This window comes from Winkia neuii subsp. neuii DSM 8576 (assembly GCF_000420405.1).
Taxonomy (GTDB): Bacteria; Actinomycetota; Actinomycetes; order Actinomycetales; family Actinomycetaceae; genus Winkia; species Winkia neuii.
This window is the reverse complement of record NZ_ATUW01000001.1, coordinates 136,992-151,965: the sequence shown is the minus strand read 5'-3', so window position 1 is coordinate 151,965 and position 14,974 is coordinate 136,992. Positions and strand designations below refer to the sequence as shown.

The 14,974-nt window shown below is 57.2% G+C and carries 14 protein-coding genes; 8 read left to right on the top strand and 6 right to left on the bottom strand.

The features are described 5' to 3' along the window. Positions 1 to 10: 10 nt before the first annotated feature. From G437_RS0100695 to G437_RS0100685, 3 genes are read right to left on the bottom strand one after another with little or no spacing between them, the layout of a single operon-like run. On the bottom strand, positions 11 to 1,168 hold the full coding sequence (locus G437_RS0100695) for a CaiB/BaiF CoA transferase family protein (protein ID WP_024330682.1): 1,158 nt from the start codon (positions 1,166 to 1,168) through the stop codon (positions 11 to 13). Then, positions 1,165 to 2,634, bottom strand: coding sequence for a purine-cytosine permease family protein (locus G437_RS0100690; RefSeq protein ID WP_024330681.1), 1,470 nt, complete (start codon positions 2,632 to 2,634; stop codon positions 1,165 to 1,167). The genes G437_RS0100695 and G437_RS0100690 overlap by 4 nt, the downstream gene beginning before the upstream one ends. Positions 2,635 to 2,650: 16 nt before the next feature. After that, complete coding sequence (locus G437_RS0100685; protein ID WP_024330680.1) at positions 2,651 to 3,796, bottom strand: acyl-CoA dehydrogenase family protein; 1,146 nt, start codon at positions 3,794 to 3,796, stop codon at positions 2,651 to 2,653. Positions 3,797 to 4,246: 450 nt separating this feature from the next. On the opposite strand from G437_RS0100685, the gene G437_RS0100680 reads away from it, so the two are divergent. The 3 genes from G437_RS0100680 to G437_RS0100670 all read left to right on the top strand — a co-directional run bounded on the left by G437_RS0100680 (position 4,247) and on the right by G437_RS0100670 (position 5,772). Next, positions 4,247 to 4,780: a hypothetical protein gene (locus tag G437_RS0100680; protein ID WP_141739531.1), complete on the top strand. Its 534-nt coding sequence runs from the start codon at positions 4,247 to 4,249 to the stop codon at positions 4,778 to 4,780. Between the two features lie 2 nt (positions 4,781 to 4,782). Next, positions 4,783 to 5,094, top strand: coding sequence for a hypothetical protein (locus G437_RS0100675; RefSeq protein WP_034490043.1), 312 nt, complete (start codon positions 4,783 to 4,785; stop codon positions 5,092 to 5,094). A 363-nt stretch (positions 5,095 to 5,457) separates the two neighbouring features. Further along, positions 5,458 to 5,772 carry a hypothetical protein gene (locus tag G437_RS0100670; RefSeq protein WP_141739530.1) on the top strand — a complete coding sequence of 105 codons (315 nt, stop codon included), beginning with the start codon at positions 5,458 to 5,460 and terminating at the stop codon, positions 5,770 to 5,772. A 165-nt stretch (positions 5,773 to 5,937) separates the two neighbouring features. Here the strand turns inward: G437_RS0100670 and G437_RS0100665 are convergent, their stop codons facing one another. Next, a complete protein-coding gene (locus G437_RS0100665) occupies positions 5,938 to 6,480 on the bottom strand; it encodes a type II toxin-antitoxin system PemK/MazF family toxin (protein WP_024330676.1) in 543 nt (180 codons plus the stop codon). 129 nt (positions 6,481 to 6,609) lie between these two features. Between G437_RS0100665 and G437_RS0100660 the strand changes: the two genes are divergently transcribed. The 5 genes from G437_RS0100660 (at position 6,610) to G437_RS0100640 (ending at position 11,719) form a co-directional block, all read left to right on the top strand. Next, complete coding sequence (locus G437_RS0100660) at positions 6,610 to 7,386, top strand: DeoR/GlpR family DNA-binding transcription regulator (protein WP_024330675.1); 777 nt, start codon at positions 6,610 to 6,612, stop codon at positions 7,384 to 7,386. Positions 7,387 to 7,713: 327 nt separating this feature from the next. Beyond that, positions 7,714 to 9,000, top strand: a complete 1,287-nt coding sequence (locus G437_RS0100655; RefSeq protein WP_024330674.1) for an RbtT/DalT/CsbX family MFS transporter — start codon at positions 7,714 to 7,716, stop codon at positions 8,998 to 9,000. Between the two features lie 20 nt (positions 9,001 to 9,020). After that, positions 9,021 to 10,463, top strand: coding sequence for a mannitol dehydrogenase family protein (locus G437_RS0100650; protein ID WP_024330673.1), 1,443 nt, complete (start codon positions 9,021 to 9,023; stop codon positions 10,461 to 10,463). 49 nt (positions 10,464 to 10,512) lie between these two features. Next, positions 10,513 to 10,734: an amidohydrolase family protein gene (locus tag G437_RS11545; RefSeq protein WP_316145005.1), complete on the top strand. Its 222-nt coding sequence runs from the start codon at positions 10,513 to 10,515 to the stop codon at positions 10,732 to 10,734. A 40-nt stretch (positions 10,735 to 10,774) separates the two neighbouring features. Next, complete coding sequence (locus G437_RS0100640; RefSeq protein ID WP_024330671.1) at positions 10,775 to 11,719, top strand: 2-hydroxyacid dehydrogenase; 945 nt, start codon at positions 10,775 to 10,777, stop codon at positions 11,717 to 11,719. On the opposite strand, the gene fdhD is transcribed toward G437_RS0100640, so the two are convergent. Together fdhD and G437_RS0100630 are read right to left on the bottom strand one after the other, a co-directional pair. Continuing rightward, positions 11,716 to 12,636, bottom strand: a complete 921-nt coding sequence (gene fdhD / locus G437_RS0100635) for a formate dehydrogenase accessory sulfurtransferase FdhD (RefSeq protein ID WP_024330670.1) — start codon at positions 12,634 to 12,636, stop codon at positions 11,716 to 11,718. The two genes, G437_RS0100640 and fdhD, sit on opposite strands and share 4 nt — an antisense overlap. Then, on the bottom strand, positions 12,636 to 14,933 hold the full coding sequence (locus G437_RS0100630) for an FdhF/YdeP family oxidoreductase (RefSeq protein ID WP_024330669.1): 2,298 nt from the start codon (positions 14,931 to 14,933) through the stop codon (positions 12,636 to 12,638). The genes fdhD and G437_RS0100630 overlap by 1 nt, the downstream gene beginning before the upstream one ends. Between the last annotated feature and the right edge of the window lie 41 nt (positions 14,934 to 14,974).

Sequence of the window (14,974 nt, the reverse complement as noted above, 5' to 3'; positions counted from 1 at the left end):
TGTCTCCTTACTACTTCCAGCTCTTCAACACGTCTTCGGCACTCGATTCGCCGAGGGCGGGGCTGGGGGCGGTGGTGAATTCTGTGTCCGGTTCTTCCGTTTCGAAACGCACCGGGTAGCGCACGTATTGGGTGGAACCGATAATCGGGTGGTCGAACGTGCCAAGGGTGTTGCGATAGCGCACCTGTTCGGAATCTAGCGCCTGGGTCAAATTCCAGATCGGGGCTGCAGGAATGCCGCCCTTTTCGGTGGCCTGCAAAGCTTCTTCCGTGGTCAGCGACTTGGTCCAGTCCGAAACAAGTTCGGTCAGCTCCTCGAGCTTGTCCGAACGGTTCTGGTCCCCCAAATAGTCGGGGTTTTCGGCTAGTTCTTCGTGGCCCATAACCTTGGCCAGACGCCCCCACAGGGTGTCGTTGGCGACCGCGATAGCAACCATGCCGTCCTTAGTGGGGTAGGTGTCGAAGGGGACGGATACCGGGTGGCGGTTGCCAATGCGTCCGGGCAGTTTGCCGGTGGCAGCCTGCATGGAAGCGGCAGTCACCTGCAGGGCAAGCATCGAATCAAACATGGAAACGTCAATGTGTTTGCCCTGGTCGGTGCGCGTGCGGTCGAACAGGGCCGCGCAAACTGACCAACCCATGAACATGCCGGCAACTACGTCGCCAAGGGACTCGCCGACGCGGGTGGGTGCTCCGCCCTCCTGCCCTGTAGCATCCATGATGCCGGTCATGGCCTGCACAATCAGGTCGTAGGCGGGGCGCTTAGCGAACGGACCATCCTGGCCGAACCCGGACAAAGAAGCGTAAATCAGCTTGGGGTTTACCTCTTTTAAAGTGTCCCAGTCTATGCCCAGGCGGGAGGTTACCCCCGGCCTGTAGTTTTCAATCAGCACGTCTGCTTCGCGCACCAGATCCATGAAGGCCGCCTTGTCGGCCTCGTCCTTCAAATTCATGGTCACCGAACGCTTGTTGCGGTTCAAAATCGCGAAATAGACGGACTCCTTGTCCTTGAATGGGCCCAGCCCGCGCGCATCGTCGCCGCGGGGAGACTCAATCTTGACCACGTCTGCACCAAGGTCAGCCAGTTGGGCTGCGCAGTAGGGGCCGGCCAATACGCGGGATAGGTCTAACACTTTGACGCCGTCTAAGACGCCCTTAGTTTCACTCATTTCACTGGTTCCTTTTCGTCGTCGTAAAAGTAAACGGTGTGCTCAGGCACGCTGACGGCCTTGCGGCCCCACGCCCAGTAGATGATCGCCGGCACTATCAAGCCAACAATCCACGAAATGTCAGCTCCGCCCAGCACCTTCGTTAGTGGGCCGGTGAAGAAATCGGAGTTGAGGAACGGGATCTGCGCCAAGATGCCAACGATGTAGGCGGTAAGGGCAGGCACGTTGTATTTGCCGTAGCGCCCATTCGGGTCGTAGAGGGCGGGAATGTCGACGCGTTCCTTCGAGATCAGGTAGTAGTCGATCAGGTTGATCGCAGTCCACGGGGTGAAGGCCATCAGCAAGGTCAGGATGAACGACTTGAAGGAGGCCAAGAAGTCCGCGGATGCTACCAGGGCGAAGATTACCGAGGCGGCGATAAATGCGACGATGATGCCGGTGCGCACCTTCTGGTTGAATCCCTTTTGCTTGTCAGAGCTGAACGAGGACATGGTGGTCATGATCGTCATGCAGCCGCCGTAGGCGTTCAGCGTGTTCACGGTCAACTTCCCGATCGTTATCACCAGGTAGATGATGATCGCGATGAAGCCGCCGCCACCCAAGGTGCCCAAGAAGCCCACCTGGTTGGTGATGAAGCCCTGGCCCTCTGCGGTGGGAAGGGAGGCGAGAAGCACGCCGAAGATCATCGAAATCTGGGCGCCGCACACGAGCCCGCCTAAAGTCCACCAGAATACCGAGGACGAGGACGTCTCGAACGGCAGGTAGCGCGAGTAGTCAGCCACGTAAGGGCCGAAAGTCAGCTGCCAGCCTGCGCCGAGGGCGATACACAAGAGGAAAGATACGAAGTGGAAATGGTTGCCGTGGAAGGCAGCGAACACGTCGTACTTGGTGAACATGCGAATCCCCAGGTAGGCGAGCATGATCAGGCCCGCCCAGGAGGCCAGGTTCCCCAGCTTGTGAATGTACTTGTAACCGAGCACGGCAATGATCGCGGTGATAACACCGAAAATGATGATGCCGAACGTGGGCCGTTCAATTCCCATGCCGAACATGCGGTTTATAGCCTGCCCGGATAGGACTGTGCCGGTACCAGCGAAGCCAATGTACATGAGCACTGTTAAAACCAGCGGCAAAATCGCCCCGTACACGCCAAATTGGGCGCGGGAGGAAATCATCTGCGGCAAGCCCAACTTGGGTCCTTGCGCCGAGTGGAGGGCGGTTACGGCACCGGCAAGCACGTTGCCAATTAACATGCCAATGATCGCCCAAATTGGGTCGGCACCAACAAGCACCCCCAAAGTGCCGTTGACAATAGCGGTGATCTGTAAGTTCGCCCCGAGCCACAGGGTGAATTGGCTGGAGGCTTTGCCATGCCGCTCTGAACGCGGCACGGGTTCGATAGTCCGCGATTCTAAGTTTGAACCCTCAGACTTTTTACTCGTGGAAGAGCCTTCTTTTGTAGCCATGGTTGGTCCTGAAAATTTAGTAGTTCTTCAGCAATTGACGGGCAATCACGATGCGCTGGATCTGGTTAGTGCCCTCGTAAATCTGGGTGACTTTCGCGTCGCGCATCATGCGCTCCACTGGGGATTCCTTCGAGTAGCCGAGGCCGCCAAGCAGCTGGACGGCATCGGTGGTTACCGCCATAGCCGTGTCGGAGGCGAAACACTTTGCGCTTGCCCCAAAGAAAGTAAGGTCCTCAGCCTTAGTGCCAGAACGATCCGCGGCGGCGTAAGTGAGCTGGCGGGCAGCCTCCGTCTTCATAGCCATGTCAGCCAACATGAACTGGATGCCCTGCAACTTAGCTAGGGGAGCGCCAAACTGTTCGCGCTTAGTAACATACTCTGCGGCCTGATCGATTGCGCCCTGGGCAATGCCAACCGACTGGGCGGCAATCGAAATGCGAGTGTGATCCAAAGTGCCCAACGCCAAAGATAGGCCATGCCCGCGCTTACCCAACATGCGGGAAGCGGGGATGCGCACATCTTTCAGCACCATTTCACGGGTTACAGACCCGCGAATACCCATCTTGTGTTCGGGCGCACCCAGGGAAATTCCCTCGTCGTCAGCATGCAACATGAACGCGGTAATGCGGTGACGCTTGTCGTCAGGATCAGTGACCGCAAACAGCACAATGTACTTAGCGATACCCGCCGAGGTAACCCAGGCTTTAGTGCCGTTAATTACGTAATCGTCGCCGTCCTCTTTAGCCATGCAGGTCATAGCACCCGGATCAGAACCGGCATTCCACTCGCTGAGCGCGTAGCCGAACATTGCTTCACCCGCAGCAACAGGGGGAAGGTAGGTCTTGCGCTGCTCTTCCGTGCCGTACAGCATTAGCGGAATCATGCCCAACTTGTTGGAGCTCAGAATGGTCGAAGCCGAGGCGTTGACGCGGGCGATTTCTTCCATGACGATAGCCATAGACACCGAGTCGATTCCGTCCCCACCATATTCTTCGGGAATACCTGGGGCAGCGAAGCCTGCTTCCAGAAGTGCGTCGTAGGAGGCCTGGTCAAACTCACCCTTCTCGTCTGCTTTGGCGGCAAGGGGCTCAAGCTTGGTTTTAGCGAAGTCGCGCACGAAGTCGCGTAGTAGTTCCTGCTCGGAATTTAATTGGTATGACACCGTAATCTCCAATCTGCGTTGATCGCGCCGTGGGTTCTGGATTACGGCAAAAACCTATGGGAGAGATGGTGGGGATTTTCCGGGATATGCCGCTCTGCGGTGTCAGATATGGGATCGAATGTCGCTATATAGAGACTGAGCGAATTTCTTAGGTGTTTAGTCCCAAGAATAGAGACCGCGCTCACGTTTAGTAGCTAAACTCGAGGATTTCATTTTCCCCACGAAGCGGCACACCTTCGCGCAAGCGCCTGTCCGTACTTGGGATAGTGGTGTGCGCTCCCGCTCTCACGCTTTCACGCAAGCGCCTGTCCAATGCGCGCTTGGGAAGGTAGCGTGCGCTCCCGCCCTTGCGCTTCGCGCAAATGCCCGTCCGCGCCCAGAGCGCACACTACCTTCCCAAGCTCTTGCAAATGGCACTGGGCCGTCCCACTCGCGCATTAAAACACTGTAATGATGCGGGAAAACTTGTTTCCTGAGGATGCGAAGCATTGTCTGAACGGGTATCGTGCCTTACGCAATGGAGCAAGAAGAGGTGAAGTAATTAGCTCGGATATGTCGGCGCAGATTGTTGATACAAAGAATGCAAAGTACCCTCTAACGCTGGATCCAGATGCTGGGTGGTGGGCTGCGACGGCGGCAAAGTGCGCCGTTGACATTGCGCCTCTAGTAGCTACTGGTGGGGCTGCTGTAGCCAGTAGAGTTCCTAAACTCGTATCGTTTTTGAACAAACTCAGGAAAACCAAGAAGATAGCTGCGGCTATCGACAAGATCGGTGGAATGGAGAAAGCAGTAAAGGCAATCGCGAAAAAAGCTGTGCAAGTCCTGCGGAGCAAAGTAGTGCAAAGTGTACGCAAGCATTTACCCTCAGTAACCTTGAACTCTAAAGACAAAGCGTTGATCAGTGCTGCCTGGCCTATTGTCGCCGATTGGATATGGGATTTATTGGGGTTTGGAGGATGCAAGCAGCTCGTAACAGGTAAATGAATATGAATCGTGAATTACTTTTTTATTTAATAGTGGGCGGAACAATCGGAATTGGGGCGCTTTACTACACGGTGAGGCGATATCGAAAATTAGGCCCGCGGGATAGAATGAGCTGTATATGCCTGATAGCGCTTGGTTTCGCTGTTATGATACGGGGTTATGTTGGTATCAAGGCGGGGCTGATATACGTAGCTATTATTATAGTCTGGTTAGGTTCCCAGATTTATCTAAGAAAAAAAGAAGATGGGCAGATGCGAGCTAAAGCTGACGCATCTGATGCGACCAGCAAAGAAAAGCGCCAGGATGATTCATGATGGGTAGGGTGTACCTAATTACTATATGGCTATGTGCTGGTGTAACGGTCTGCTGCCTTGTTTACATGCTCGTAATGGGTAGGAAGCTTACAAGGGCAAGTAGGTTTAACTGTTTGTGTCTCATGGTGCTGGCAGTGATCCATCCGCTGAAATGGAGACATCCGGTACTCGTGGTAGTTGGTTCGGTAGGCGTAATGATCTTTTGGTGGTTTGCCCGTTCCCATAAGTACCTCAGTCGTGGAAAGGAGCAGGCAACTTCAAGAAAAGGTTCTCGCTAAAACCGCCTGGCCGTTCTTAGCTGATGCTATCTGGGAGTTATTAGGTTTCGGAGGCTGTATACGACTTGTACAAGGTAAGTGAATTATGAATAGAGTAATGCTCGCAGAGCTTATCGTGGGCGGTTCGGTTGGGGTTGGTTCACTCGGCTACCTACTAGTGCGATATCGAAAGCTAACGCCCCAGGCAAAAGCAAATTGCCTTTGCCTAGCGGCGATTACCTTTGCATACGCAGCACACGGAATTATTGGATTTTGGGCACTTGCAATTGACCTTGTTGCCCTCGCGGTTTGGGTGCACACGGTCTCTTACTACAACAAGAGGGATCAGCGGCTCAAACAGGCCGACGCTAATAATACTAATACCCCCGAAGCGGCCGGCAAAGAAAAGAAGTTAGATTAATTTTCACTGAAATCAGTGCCACGAAATAGTGTGCAGACCATAGGTTCATAATGGCGGTGTGTGCTCCCGGTGCGAACGTGGCTTTTAAAGCGCAGGCGCGAGGGCGCCCCTACTTTCCGACCTAGGGCTGCAGGGCGCTCGTCGCGTCTTGCGCATGCGGGCGCGCTATCCTTGGATTTTCTGAATCTGGGCTACAACTTGGTTGTAGGTATGTTTGTTTAGGCGTCCGCCCTCGCGCCGAACAGCATCCTGCGGCACGGAGAGTAGCCGGTCTAAGCGCACCTCGGACGGGCGGCGCTTAGAATCCCAATTGCCGGTGCCAATGTCCATCCAGTAGCGGCCCCACCTGGCCTCCTGGGCGGCGTCGCGATCGTGATCTTTGCTGGTCAGCTGCGCGCAGATTACCTCCGCGCCCGAATACGCCAGCACCAGCACCGGCCGGTCCTTGCCACGGGAGGCATCCTCTTCGTAGGGAACCCACGTCCACACGACCTCGCCCGGATCGGCATCCCCGTCGCGGGCGGGAGCATAGTCAAATTTAGGAAGTGGCGCCCCTTTACGCAGGTAGCGGGCCTTTGCTCCCGAGGGCGCGCCTTGCGTAGACCCGCCGTTTGCGCCCCCGCTTTTACCCTGACTGCCGCCTTTGTTCAGAGCCCGTAGTAGTAGGCGGGTAGCCTTGCGGACCATCCCCCACGGAATATTTGCCATTGTTCCCCCTGTGCTTGCCGTGCGCTTTTACTGCTTTATCCTAAAATTTGCCCTCGAGTGCTTCCCGTAAGCTCCCGGCGCTTTTCCTCAAAAGTATCGCGTTCACGGGTGTCGGGGTAGTTTTGGGGCATGGGTTCTATTGCGCGCAATCAACAGGTGCCTGCAGAGCGGCGGACACAAATGCTGAAGTTGTTGCAGCATGAGGGCGCTAAGGCGGTTGCCGACCTAGTCGACCGTTTTGGGGTGTCGCCGCAAACTGTGCGCCGGGATTTACGTCTGCTTGAAGAAAGGGGCCAGGTCTCCCGTTCTTACGGCACTGCCCGGGCGGTCGAAACGGGCAGTTTTGAACGTGCTTGGGCCGATCGTCAAGAGAGTTTTGTTGCCGAAAAAACGGCGATCGCAAAGGAGGCGGCTGCTCGTGCCGGCCAGCCTCAGGTGCTTTTCATCGACGAGGGATTTTTGCCCTCACTAATTCCCCAGTTTTTGCAAACACGCGATCTGACGATCGTTACCACTTCGCTGGATACGGCCCAAAAGGTAGCGTTGTTGCCCGGGGTCACCGCGATTATTGCCGGAGGGCGGGTGCGCTCAATCACGGGTGGGGTGGTAGACCATTGGGCATTGCAGACGATCGGGCAAATGACATTCGATCTGGCTTTTATTGGCACTAATGGGATTAGCCGCAGGGGAAATTTGTCCACGCCCGATCCGGCTGTGGCCTCTGTGAAGAGGGCGGCACTCACGGCTGCAAAGCGAGCTATTTTGGTTGCCGACCATTCCAAGTTCGGCCACAGCCTGTTCGCTACGTTCGGTAACACTTCGGACGTGGAGGTAGTGATTACGGGTAGGCAATTGCGGCCGGTGGATGCCGGGCGTGTGCCGGGTGCGCCCGTAGTGCGGGTTTAGCTATTTCGAGGTTGCCACCTGAAAGTAGGCGAGGGGCCGCTGCGGGCGCTGAGAGCAGACCGCTGCAGGTAGCCGCCGAGGGCGAGCACTTACCGATCACATAACGCTATGAAAACGATCAATAGGGTGGGGTGCTGTAACTCCCGCACTCCGCTCTTGGCGGGGAAATATCCGCCAAATATGAAAAATGACGCGCACCAGCCCGACCTCTTCTAATAGAAACGATCACAAAATGACAAACGCTTGCGTTTAAATAGTCGGGACTTAAATCCTTCCCCACTACTAGCGTTACCGGCGACCGCTTAAGTTTTGGATCGAAAGACAACGATGTCCGCAACAAAATCGCTAACGTTTGCACAACGAATACATTTCCCCACCGCCATGACTTTGGGGATCCTCGGCGTCGTCCTCTTTGTGATTGGGGACGGCATTGAAGCCGTTTGGATCACCGACTTTTTTCACAGCGAACTAGGTTTTACAGTCAGCCAGGCCTCGCTGGTTTACACCAGTTACGGCGTGGTGGTGGCGGTGGCGGCCTTCCTGTCGGGGGCGCTGTGTGATGCGATCAGTCCGCGAAAGGTGATGCTGGTCGGACTCGTCTCGTTTTTGCTGTTCGACTTCTTGTTCATCACGGTGGCAATCCCGTCTAAGTCGTTGCCCCTATTGGTGCTCATTTACGGCCTGCGTGGCTTCGGCTACCCGATGCTAGCCTACGGGTTTTTAACCTGGATGATGATCGTGACAGTCCCCGAGCGCCAGTCGTCAGCCTCCGGGTGGTTTTGGTTCGCGTTTTCGTTGGGTATGCAGACGATCGGGTCCTATCTTTCTTCGCTGTTCGTACCGTCCCTGGGTGGGATCGCCACGTTGTGGATTGGATTGGCGCTGGCCGCCTTAGGTGGTTGGGTCACCATGTACTTCTTGCGCAGTCAACCGTCGGCGAGGGCGAGCAAGCACATTTCTGTAGTTGACTCGCTCTTTTCGGGACTCTCGATCACCTGGCGGCGCCCGAAGGTGGGGGCCATGGGGATCGTCAAGATCATCAATCTTGCCGGACAGTACGGCATGCAGGCCTTCTATTTGGTGTACGTGCAGCGGGTGCACCACATGGCCCCTGGCAAGGCGATCTTGGAATTTACAATTTTTGGGGTAGTTGCTATTGCCGGCGATGTGCTGTGGGGGATCGTAGGCGACAAGTTGGGCTGGCACCGCACCCTGCAGTGGATTGCTACCCCGTTGTCGGCTGCTTCGCTCGTATACCTGTATTTGATCCCAAACCTTGCCGGCCCGAACTTTTGGCTGATCGCTTTGGGAATGGCGGCCATCGGCATCGGCCTGTCTGCTCACGTGCCCACCACGCCGCTGATCATGGCGCACGCTGGATCCGAAAAGGCCTCATCTTTGGCAATATTAAACCTGGGGGCCGGGCTGGGAGCCTTCGTCGGTCCGGCTGTGGTAACCCTGCTGGTAGACAGTGCGGGCTACGGGGCCGTGGCCTACGCCCTCGCCGGCCTATACGTAGTATCGTTCGTTATTTTGCTGGGACTGAAGCTTCCGGAAGGCGAAGTGTCCCGGCTAAACAATTCAGAAAACTCCGAAACAGTCCTAAGTAAGTAGCATTGAGCAAAGGAGCAAAAATGAAACTGGCTGATTCGCCTTTGGCACCTAAATACGATCGCAGCAACCTTACTGCTGGCATTGTGCACTTTGGGGTGGGCAACTTCCACCGCTCGCACCAGGCAATGTTCTTGGATCGGTTGCTGCGCGAAGGTAAGGCTAAGGATTGGGCCATTTGTGGGGTTGGGGTAATGCCTGGCGACAAGAAGATGCGCGATGCCCTGGCTGGCCAGGATTACCTGTACACGCTGGTGCTCAAGAACCCGGATGGCAGTAAGGATACTGCTGTTATCGGTTCGATCATCGACTACCTGTTCGCCCCCGAGGATCCTGCCGCCGTGTTGGACCGCCTGGCTAGCGCCGACACTAAGATCGTTTCGCTCACGGTTACCGAGGGCGGCTACAACATTGACGACGAAACGGGCAATTTCCGCACGGATTCGGAAGGAGCAGTGCACGACGCAGCTCACCCGGAGGCCCCCCAGACCACGTTTGGTTTTATTGTGGCCGCGCTGCGCCGCCGCAAGGAGGCCGGCCTCGACCCGTTTACGGTGATGTCTTGCGACAACCTGCCGGGCAACGGCAATATTGCGCGCACCGCCGTGGTGGAGCAGGCCCGCCTTTCGGATCCTGAATTTGCCGAGTGGATTGACCAGAACGTGTCTTTCCCGAATTGCATGGTTGACCGCATTACCCCTGTTACCACAGATGCTGACCGGCAGATGGTTAAGGACGAATTGGGCTTGGACGACGCCTGGCCGGTGGTGGCTGAGCCGTTTGTGCAGTGGGTACTCGAGGACAAGTTCCCGCTTGGGCGGCCCGCCTACGAAGAGGCTGGGGCCCAGCTTGTGGAGGACGTAGTCCCGTACGAGCTCATGAAGTTGCGGTTGCTGAATGCTGCCCACCAGTCGTTGGCACATTGGGGGCGGCTACTTGGGTTGGAGTTTGGCCACGAATCTGCTGTAGATGAGGATATTGCCGGTGTTACCCGCCGCTATTTGGAACAGGAGGCGCGTCCTACGCTGCGCCCAGTTCCGGGAATTGATCTAAACGCCTACATCGACGAACTATTTGAGCGCTTCGCCAACGAGGCCATTGCCGACACGCTTGCGCGCCTCGCCCAGGATGCTTCCGATCGCATGCCTAAGTTCGTGTTGCCGTCGGTTCGCGAGAATTTGAAGAACGGCGGCCAGATTAAGATTGGTGCGGCCATGTGTGCGGCTTGGGCGCTGGGCTGCGAAGGTAAGGCCGAGGACGGCAGCCAGATCGTGATCGACGATCAGCACGGCAAGGAGCTTGCGGCCTCCGCTAAGAGGCAGGCCGAGGGCGAGGAGGCTGCCTTTATTGAAGATCAGTTTGTCTTCGGCGAACTGGCCCAGAATGAACAGTTCAAGAACGAGTTTGTGCAGGCCCTGAAAGACCTGCGAGAAAAGGGAGCGCGCGAGGTGATGCGTTCGCTGTAGCACGCACCTGGGGGCGGGGCGCGGGCTCCGCCCCCTTTTTTTGTTTGACGTGGCCTGCCGCCTGGTGGGGCTCTGTCCCCGGCGCCCGCCCTCGCTGGAATTGGCAGCCCAAGTATACGACCCACGCAAACTGTTGGCGGGCTCGGACTACCCCTACTTTCAGGGCGACAAGTACACGCGTGCCTTCACATACGTAGAGGACACGGATTTCGGCTCAGAGCAGGTGCGGGCCAATTTGGGTGCGAACGCCGCCAAACTGTATGCCCGCTAAAACGAATGCCTGGGCAGGCAAGTGGCGGTACGTTAGTTACATGGCAAAAATCGTAGTTACCGCACCCCAACTTCCCGCTGCCCTCGACCTGCTTAGTGAACACCAGGTAGTGGGCGGCGACCATTTCATGGACCGGGAGGAACTCGCCCAAAATATTCAGGGGGCCGACGCGCTGCTGTCTTCCCTTTCAGACCCGTTAGACGCGCAAATGATCCAGCAGGCAGGCCCGCAGCTAAAGGTAATCGGCCAGTGCGCGGCAGGGTTCAACAACATCGATCTACAGGCCGCCCGCCAGGCAAATATTGCCGTCACTACCACTCCAGGGGTGTTGCACGAGGCCACAGCCGATCTGGCATTCGCGTTGTTGTTGCAGGTAACCCGCCGCACCGGCGAGGCCGAACGGCTAGTTCGCGCGGGTAAGGCCTGGCGCTACGACCACACGTTCATGCTCGGCATGGGCTTGCAGGGGGCCACCTTGGGCATTGTGGGGCTAGGCCAAATTGGCGAGGCCATGGCCCGGCGCGGGGCGGCCTTCGGCATGAACATTTTGTACAGCGCGCATTCAGACAAGGACACTTCCCGGATTGGCGGGAAAGTACGCCGGGTAAGCAATGATGAGCTGATTGCTTCTTCAGATGTGGTGTCTTTGCACTGCCCGCTCACCAACGAAACCCGCCACCTAATAGACGCGGATGCGCTGAACTCCATGAAAGAGTCCGCCTATTTAGTGAACACCGCTCGCGGAGCCTGTGTAGACGAAAAAGCTCTGGCGTCCGCCCTGCAAAAAGGCCAGATTGCGGGCGCCGGCCTAGACGTGTACGAGGACGAACCTGCAATTAGCCCCGAACTTATGCGCATGGAAAACGTGGTGCTGCTACCGCACATTGGGTCCGCCACCCGGCCTACGCGCGAAAAGATGAGCGCGCTAACGGCCCGCAACATTCTGGCAGTACTCGAAGGCAGGCAGCCCGAAAACCAGCTCTAACGGGTTGCAAGTGCGGCGGGAAGAAGCTGGCCGGCATACAGGTTAAACTTTGCCCCACGCACAAACCCCGCCAACGCAATACCGGCCTCATGGGCCAGGTCGGCGGCCAACGAGGTCGCAGACGAGACCGCAACCACCGCAGGAATGCCAGCCATCAGGGCTTTTTGCACTAGCTCAAAGGAAGCCCTCGAAGACATAGCTAAAATCAGGTTGCGCCCAGGAAGCAGGCCCTGCTGCAACGCCCACCCAATAACCTTGTCGGCGGCATTGTGGCGGCCTACGTCCTCGCGCACACACAGCAGTTCGCCACTTTGGGTAAACAACCCCGCTCCGTGGGTAGCCCCGGTAGCTTTGAACACGGGCTGATTGCTAGAAAGCCGCTCCGGCAGGGACACCACCACGTTAGGGTCTAGCTTTATAGGCTCCACCTGGTAGCTTCCCTTGTCTAGGACCCGCTCAATTGTGGAGGTGCCACAAATGCCGCAGGCAGAAGAGGTAAGACCTAGGCGGCCCGCCCCCTTAGGGACCGACACTCCGGGGGCAAGCCCCACATTCATCACGTTGTACGAAGCCTCAGAGTGGTCGCCCACCCCACCTATCGAATCGAGCAGGAAGCGCTCGCGGTTTTGCGGATCGCCCGCAAGTCCCATCATCCCCACTGGGCCGCTTGGGCGAGGGCGGGTAGAATCACACGAACGAATTGATGCCACATCGGTTCGGGTGCGAATCACGCCCTCGGAATGAAGGAAACCGTGGATGAGCTCGTAATCCGCGCCGGGGGTCCGCATAGTAGTGGTGAACGGCTTGCCCCCGATGCGGATTTCTAGCGGTTCTTCGACGGCCAGGATGTCCTCGGTCCTGAAGTCATCCGAGCCTTCTACGCGCACTAGCCGCGTGCGCGCAGTCCCTTTGCCCACTATTCTTTTTCGCCGCCTTTGCCAGTGGATTTAGCGGGTTTCATGTAGATCAAGATCGACTTCATAACGGGTGTCTGCGACACCTTGCATTCGTTGTCGAGGGCGATGAGCACGTTCGCTTCCGGCATGTAGGCGGCTGCACACTGGCGAGGTGTCTTGTAGGGGACCAGGCGGAAGTTGGGGGCGCAACGGGTGGTGCCGTCCCAATCCGAGTACAGGTCCACCACGTCGCCGGGTTTGAACCCCAGTTCCTCGATGTCGTCCTTGTTGACCAACACTACGCGGCGGCCCTTCTTGATTCCGCGGTAGCGGTCGGAGAGGGCGTAAATAGTGGTGTTGTATTGGTCGTGCGAACGCAAGGTCTGCAGTAGCAGGTGCCCGGGCGGGCACTCCAGCGGCTCGATGTTGTTGATGGTCAGGTGGGCTTTGCCGTCCTTGGTGGTGAAGTTGCGTTCGCGCGGGCCGTTGGGCAGGATGAGCCCGTTGGGTTCGGTTAGGCGCTCTTCAAAGTTTTCAAAGCCGGGGATCGTGTTTTCGATGCGGCGCCTAATTTCCTTGGTGGAACGGCCCATTTGCCGCCAACAATTCTCGCCGCCTATGCGATGGCCGATTTCGCCTAGAATGTAGGTTTCGGACAGCAGGTGGTCCAGGGCGCGGCGTTTGCCGTAGGAGGCGGTTACGTAGCCCATGGAATCCTCGGTAGTAACTGCCTGCTGCTCGTCGCCGTAGTAGAAGGCGTCCGAGCGGGTAAGGGTAGGCAAAATGATTGAGGTCTTGCCCGGGTATATGTGCGACCGGTTCAGTTTGGTGGACACGTGCACTGTCATTTCCAGTTCCGGGAAGGTTCGCTCCAAAATTGCTGTGTCGGAGGCTGCCCGCAAGAAGTTGCCGCCCATCTGCATGAAGAACTTGCAGCGGCCGTCGCGAATGGCCTTGCAGGTTTCCACCACGTTCCAGCCGTGTTCGCGGGGGATTGGGAAGTGGAATTCTTTTTCGAGGGCGGCGCAGAAGCTTTCGGGCGGCTCCTCCCAGACGCCCATGGTGCGGTCGCCCTGCACGTTGGAGTGCCCGCGCACGGGGCAGGTGCCGGCCCCGGGCTTACCGATGTTGCCGGTGAGCAGCAGCATGTTCACGATTTCTTGCAGGGTCTCTACGGAGTTCTTGTGTTGGGTGGCTCCCAGCGCCCAGCACACGATCACACCGTTGGCTTTTTCGACCAGGTCGGCTACGCGCTGGATGGATTCGTCGGGTAGCCCGGTGGCTTTGCGAACGGCTTCAGGATCAACCTGTTTTAGGTGTTCAATTACTTCTTCTTGGCCGGTGGTGTACTTGTCCAAGAAGTCGTGGTCGAGGGCGTCGCGCTTGATGAGTTCCTGGTTCACGGCTTGGAAGAAAGCCAGGTCGCCATCAAGGCGGATTTGGTAGAATTCGTCGGCGATTGGGGTGCCGGTGCCAATCATGCCGTTTATGGTCTGCGGGTCGCGGAATTTCCTCAATCCCGCCTCGGGAAGCGGGTTGATTACCACTATCTTGCCGCCATTTTCTTTGCAGGCTGCGAAGGAGCCCAGCTGGCGGGGGTGGTTGGTGCCCGGGTTCTGCCCCAAGGTTATGACCAGGTCGGCGTGGGCGAAGTCTTCAAGAGTTACCGACCCTTTGCCGAGCCCAAGAGTGGGGATTAGTGCCTTGCCGGAGGCTTCGTGGCACATGTTTGAACAGTCGGGCAGGTTGTTTGTGCCGAGCCGCTTGGCCAGCAGCTGGAACATGTATGCGGTCTCGTTGCACGTGCGCCCGGAAGTGTAGAAGGCAGCTTCGTTGGGCTCGATCTTCTTCAACTGGTCGGCAATGGCGTCGAATGCTTCAACCCAGGTGATGGGCCGGTAAGAATCGTCGCCCTCGCGCTTGATAACCGGGTGGGTGAGCCGGCCCTCGTGGCTGAGCTCGTAGTCGGTGCGCTCGCGCAACGAGGCGAAGGGGTGTTCGGCGAAGAAGTCGGGGGTGCAACGGCGGGCGGTAGATTCTTCGGCAACAGCCTTTGCGCCATTTTCGCAAAAGTCTACTATGCCGCCCTTGCCTGCGGAGGGGTTGGGCCAGGCGCAGCCTGGGCATTTGACCCCGTTGTGCCTGTTCAAATCGATCAGGTTCAGGAGCCCAAATTCGCGTACGCCAAAGTACATGCCGCGGGTAGCGCCTTCGATACCCACTGCGGATTTATGGGGTTTTTTGATTTTTGGGTTATCTATGACGTCGGCGCGGGCGTCCGCGTCTGCCATGATCACGTTATTTTCTTCCAAAGCCATAACTACAGGATAAGTGTCATTTAAAGAAAATGCACCCGTGA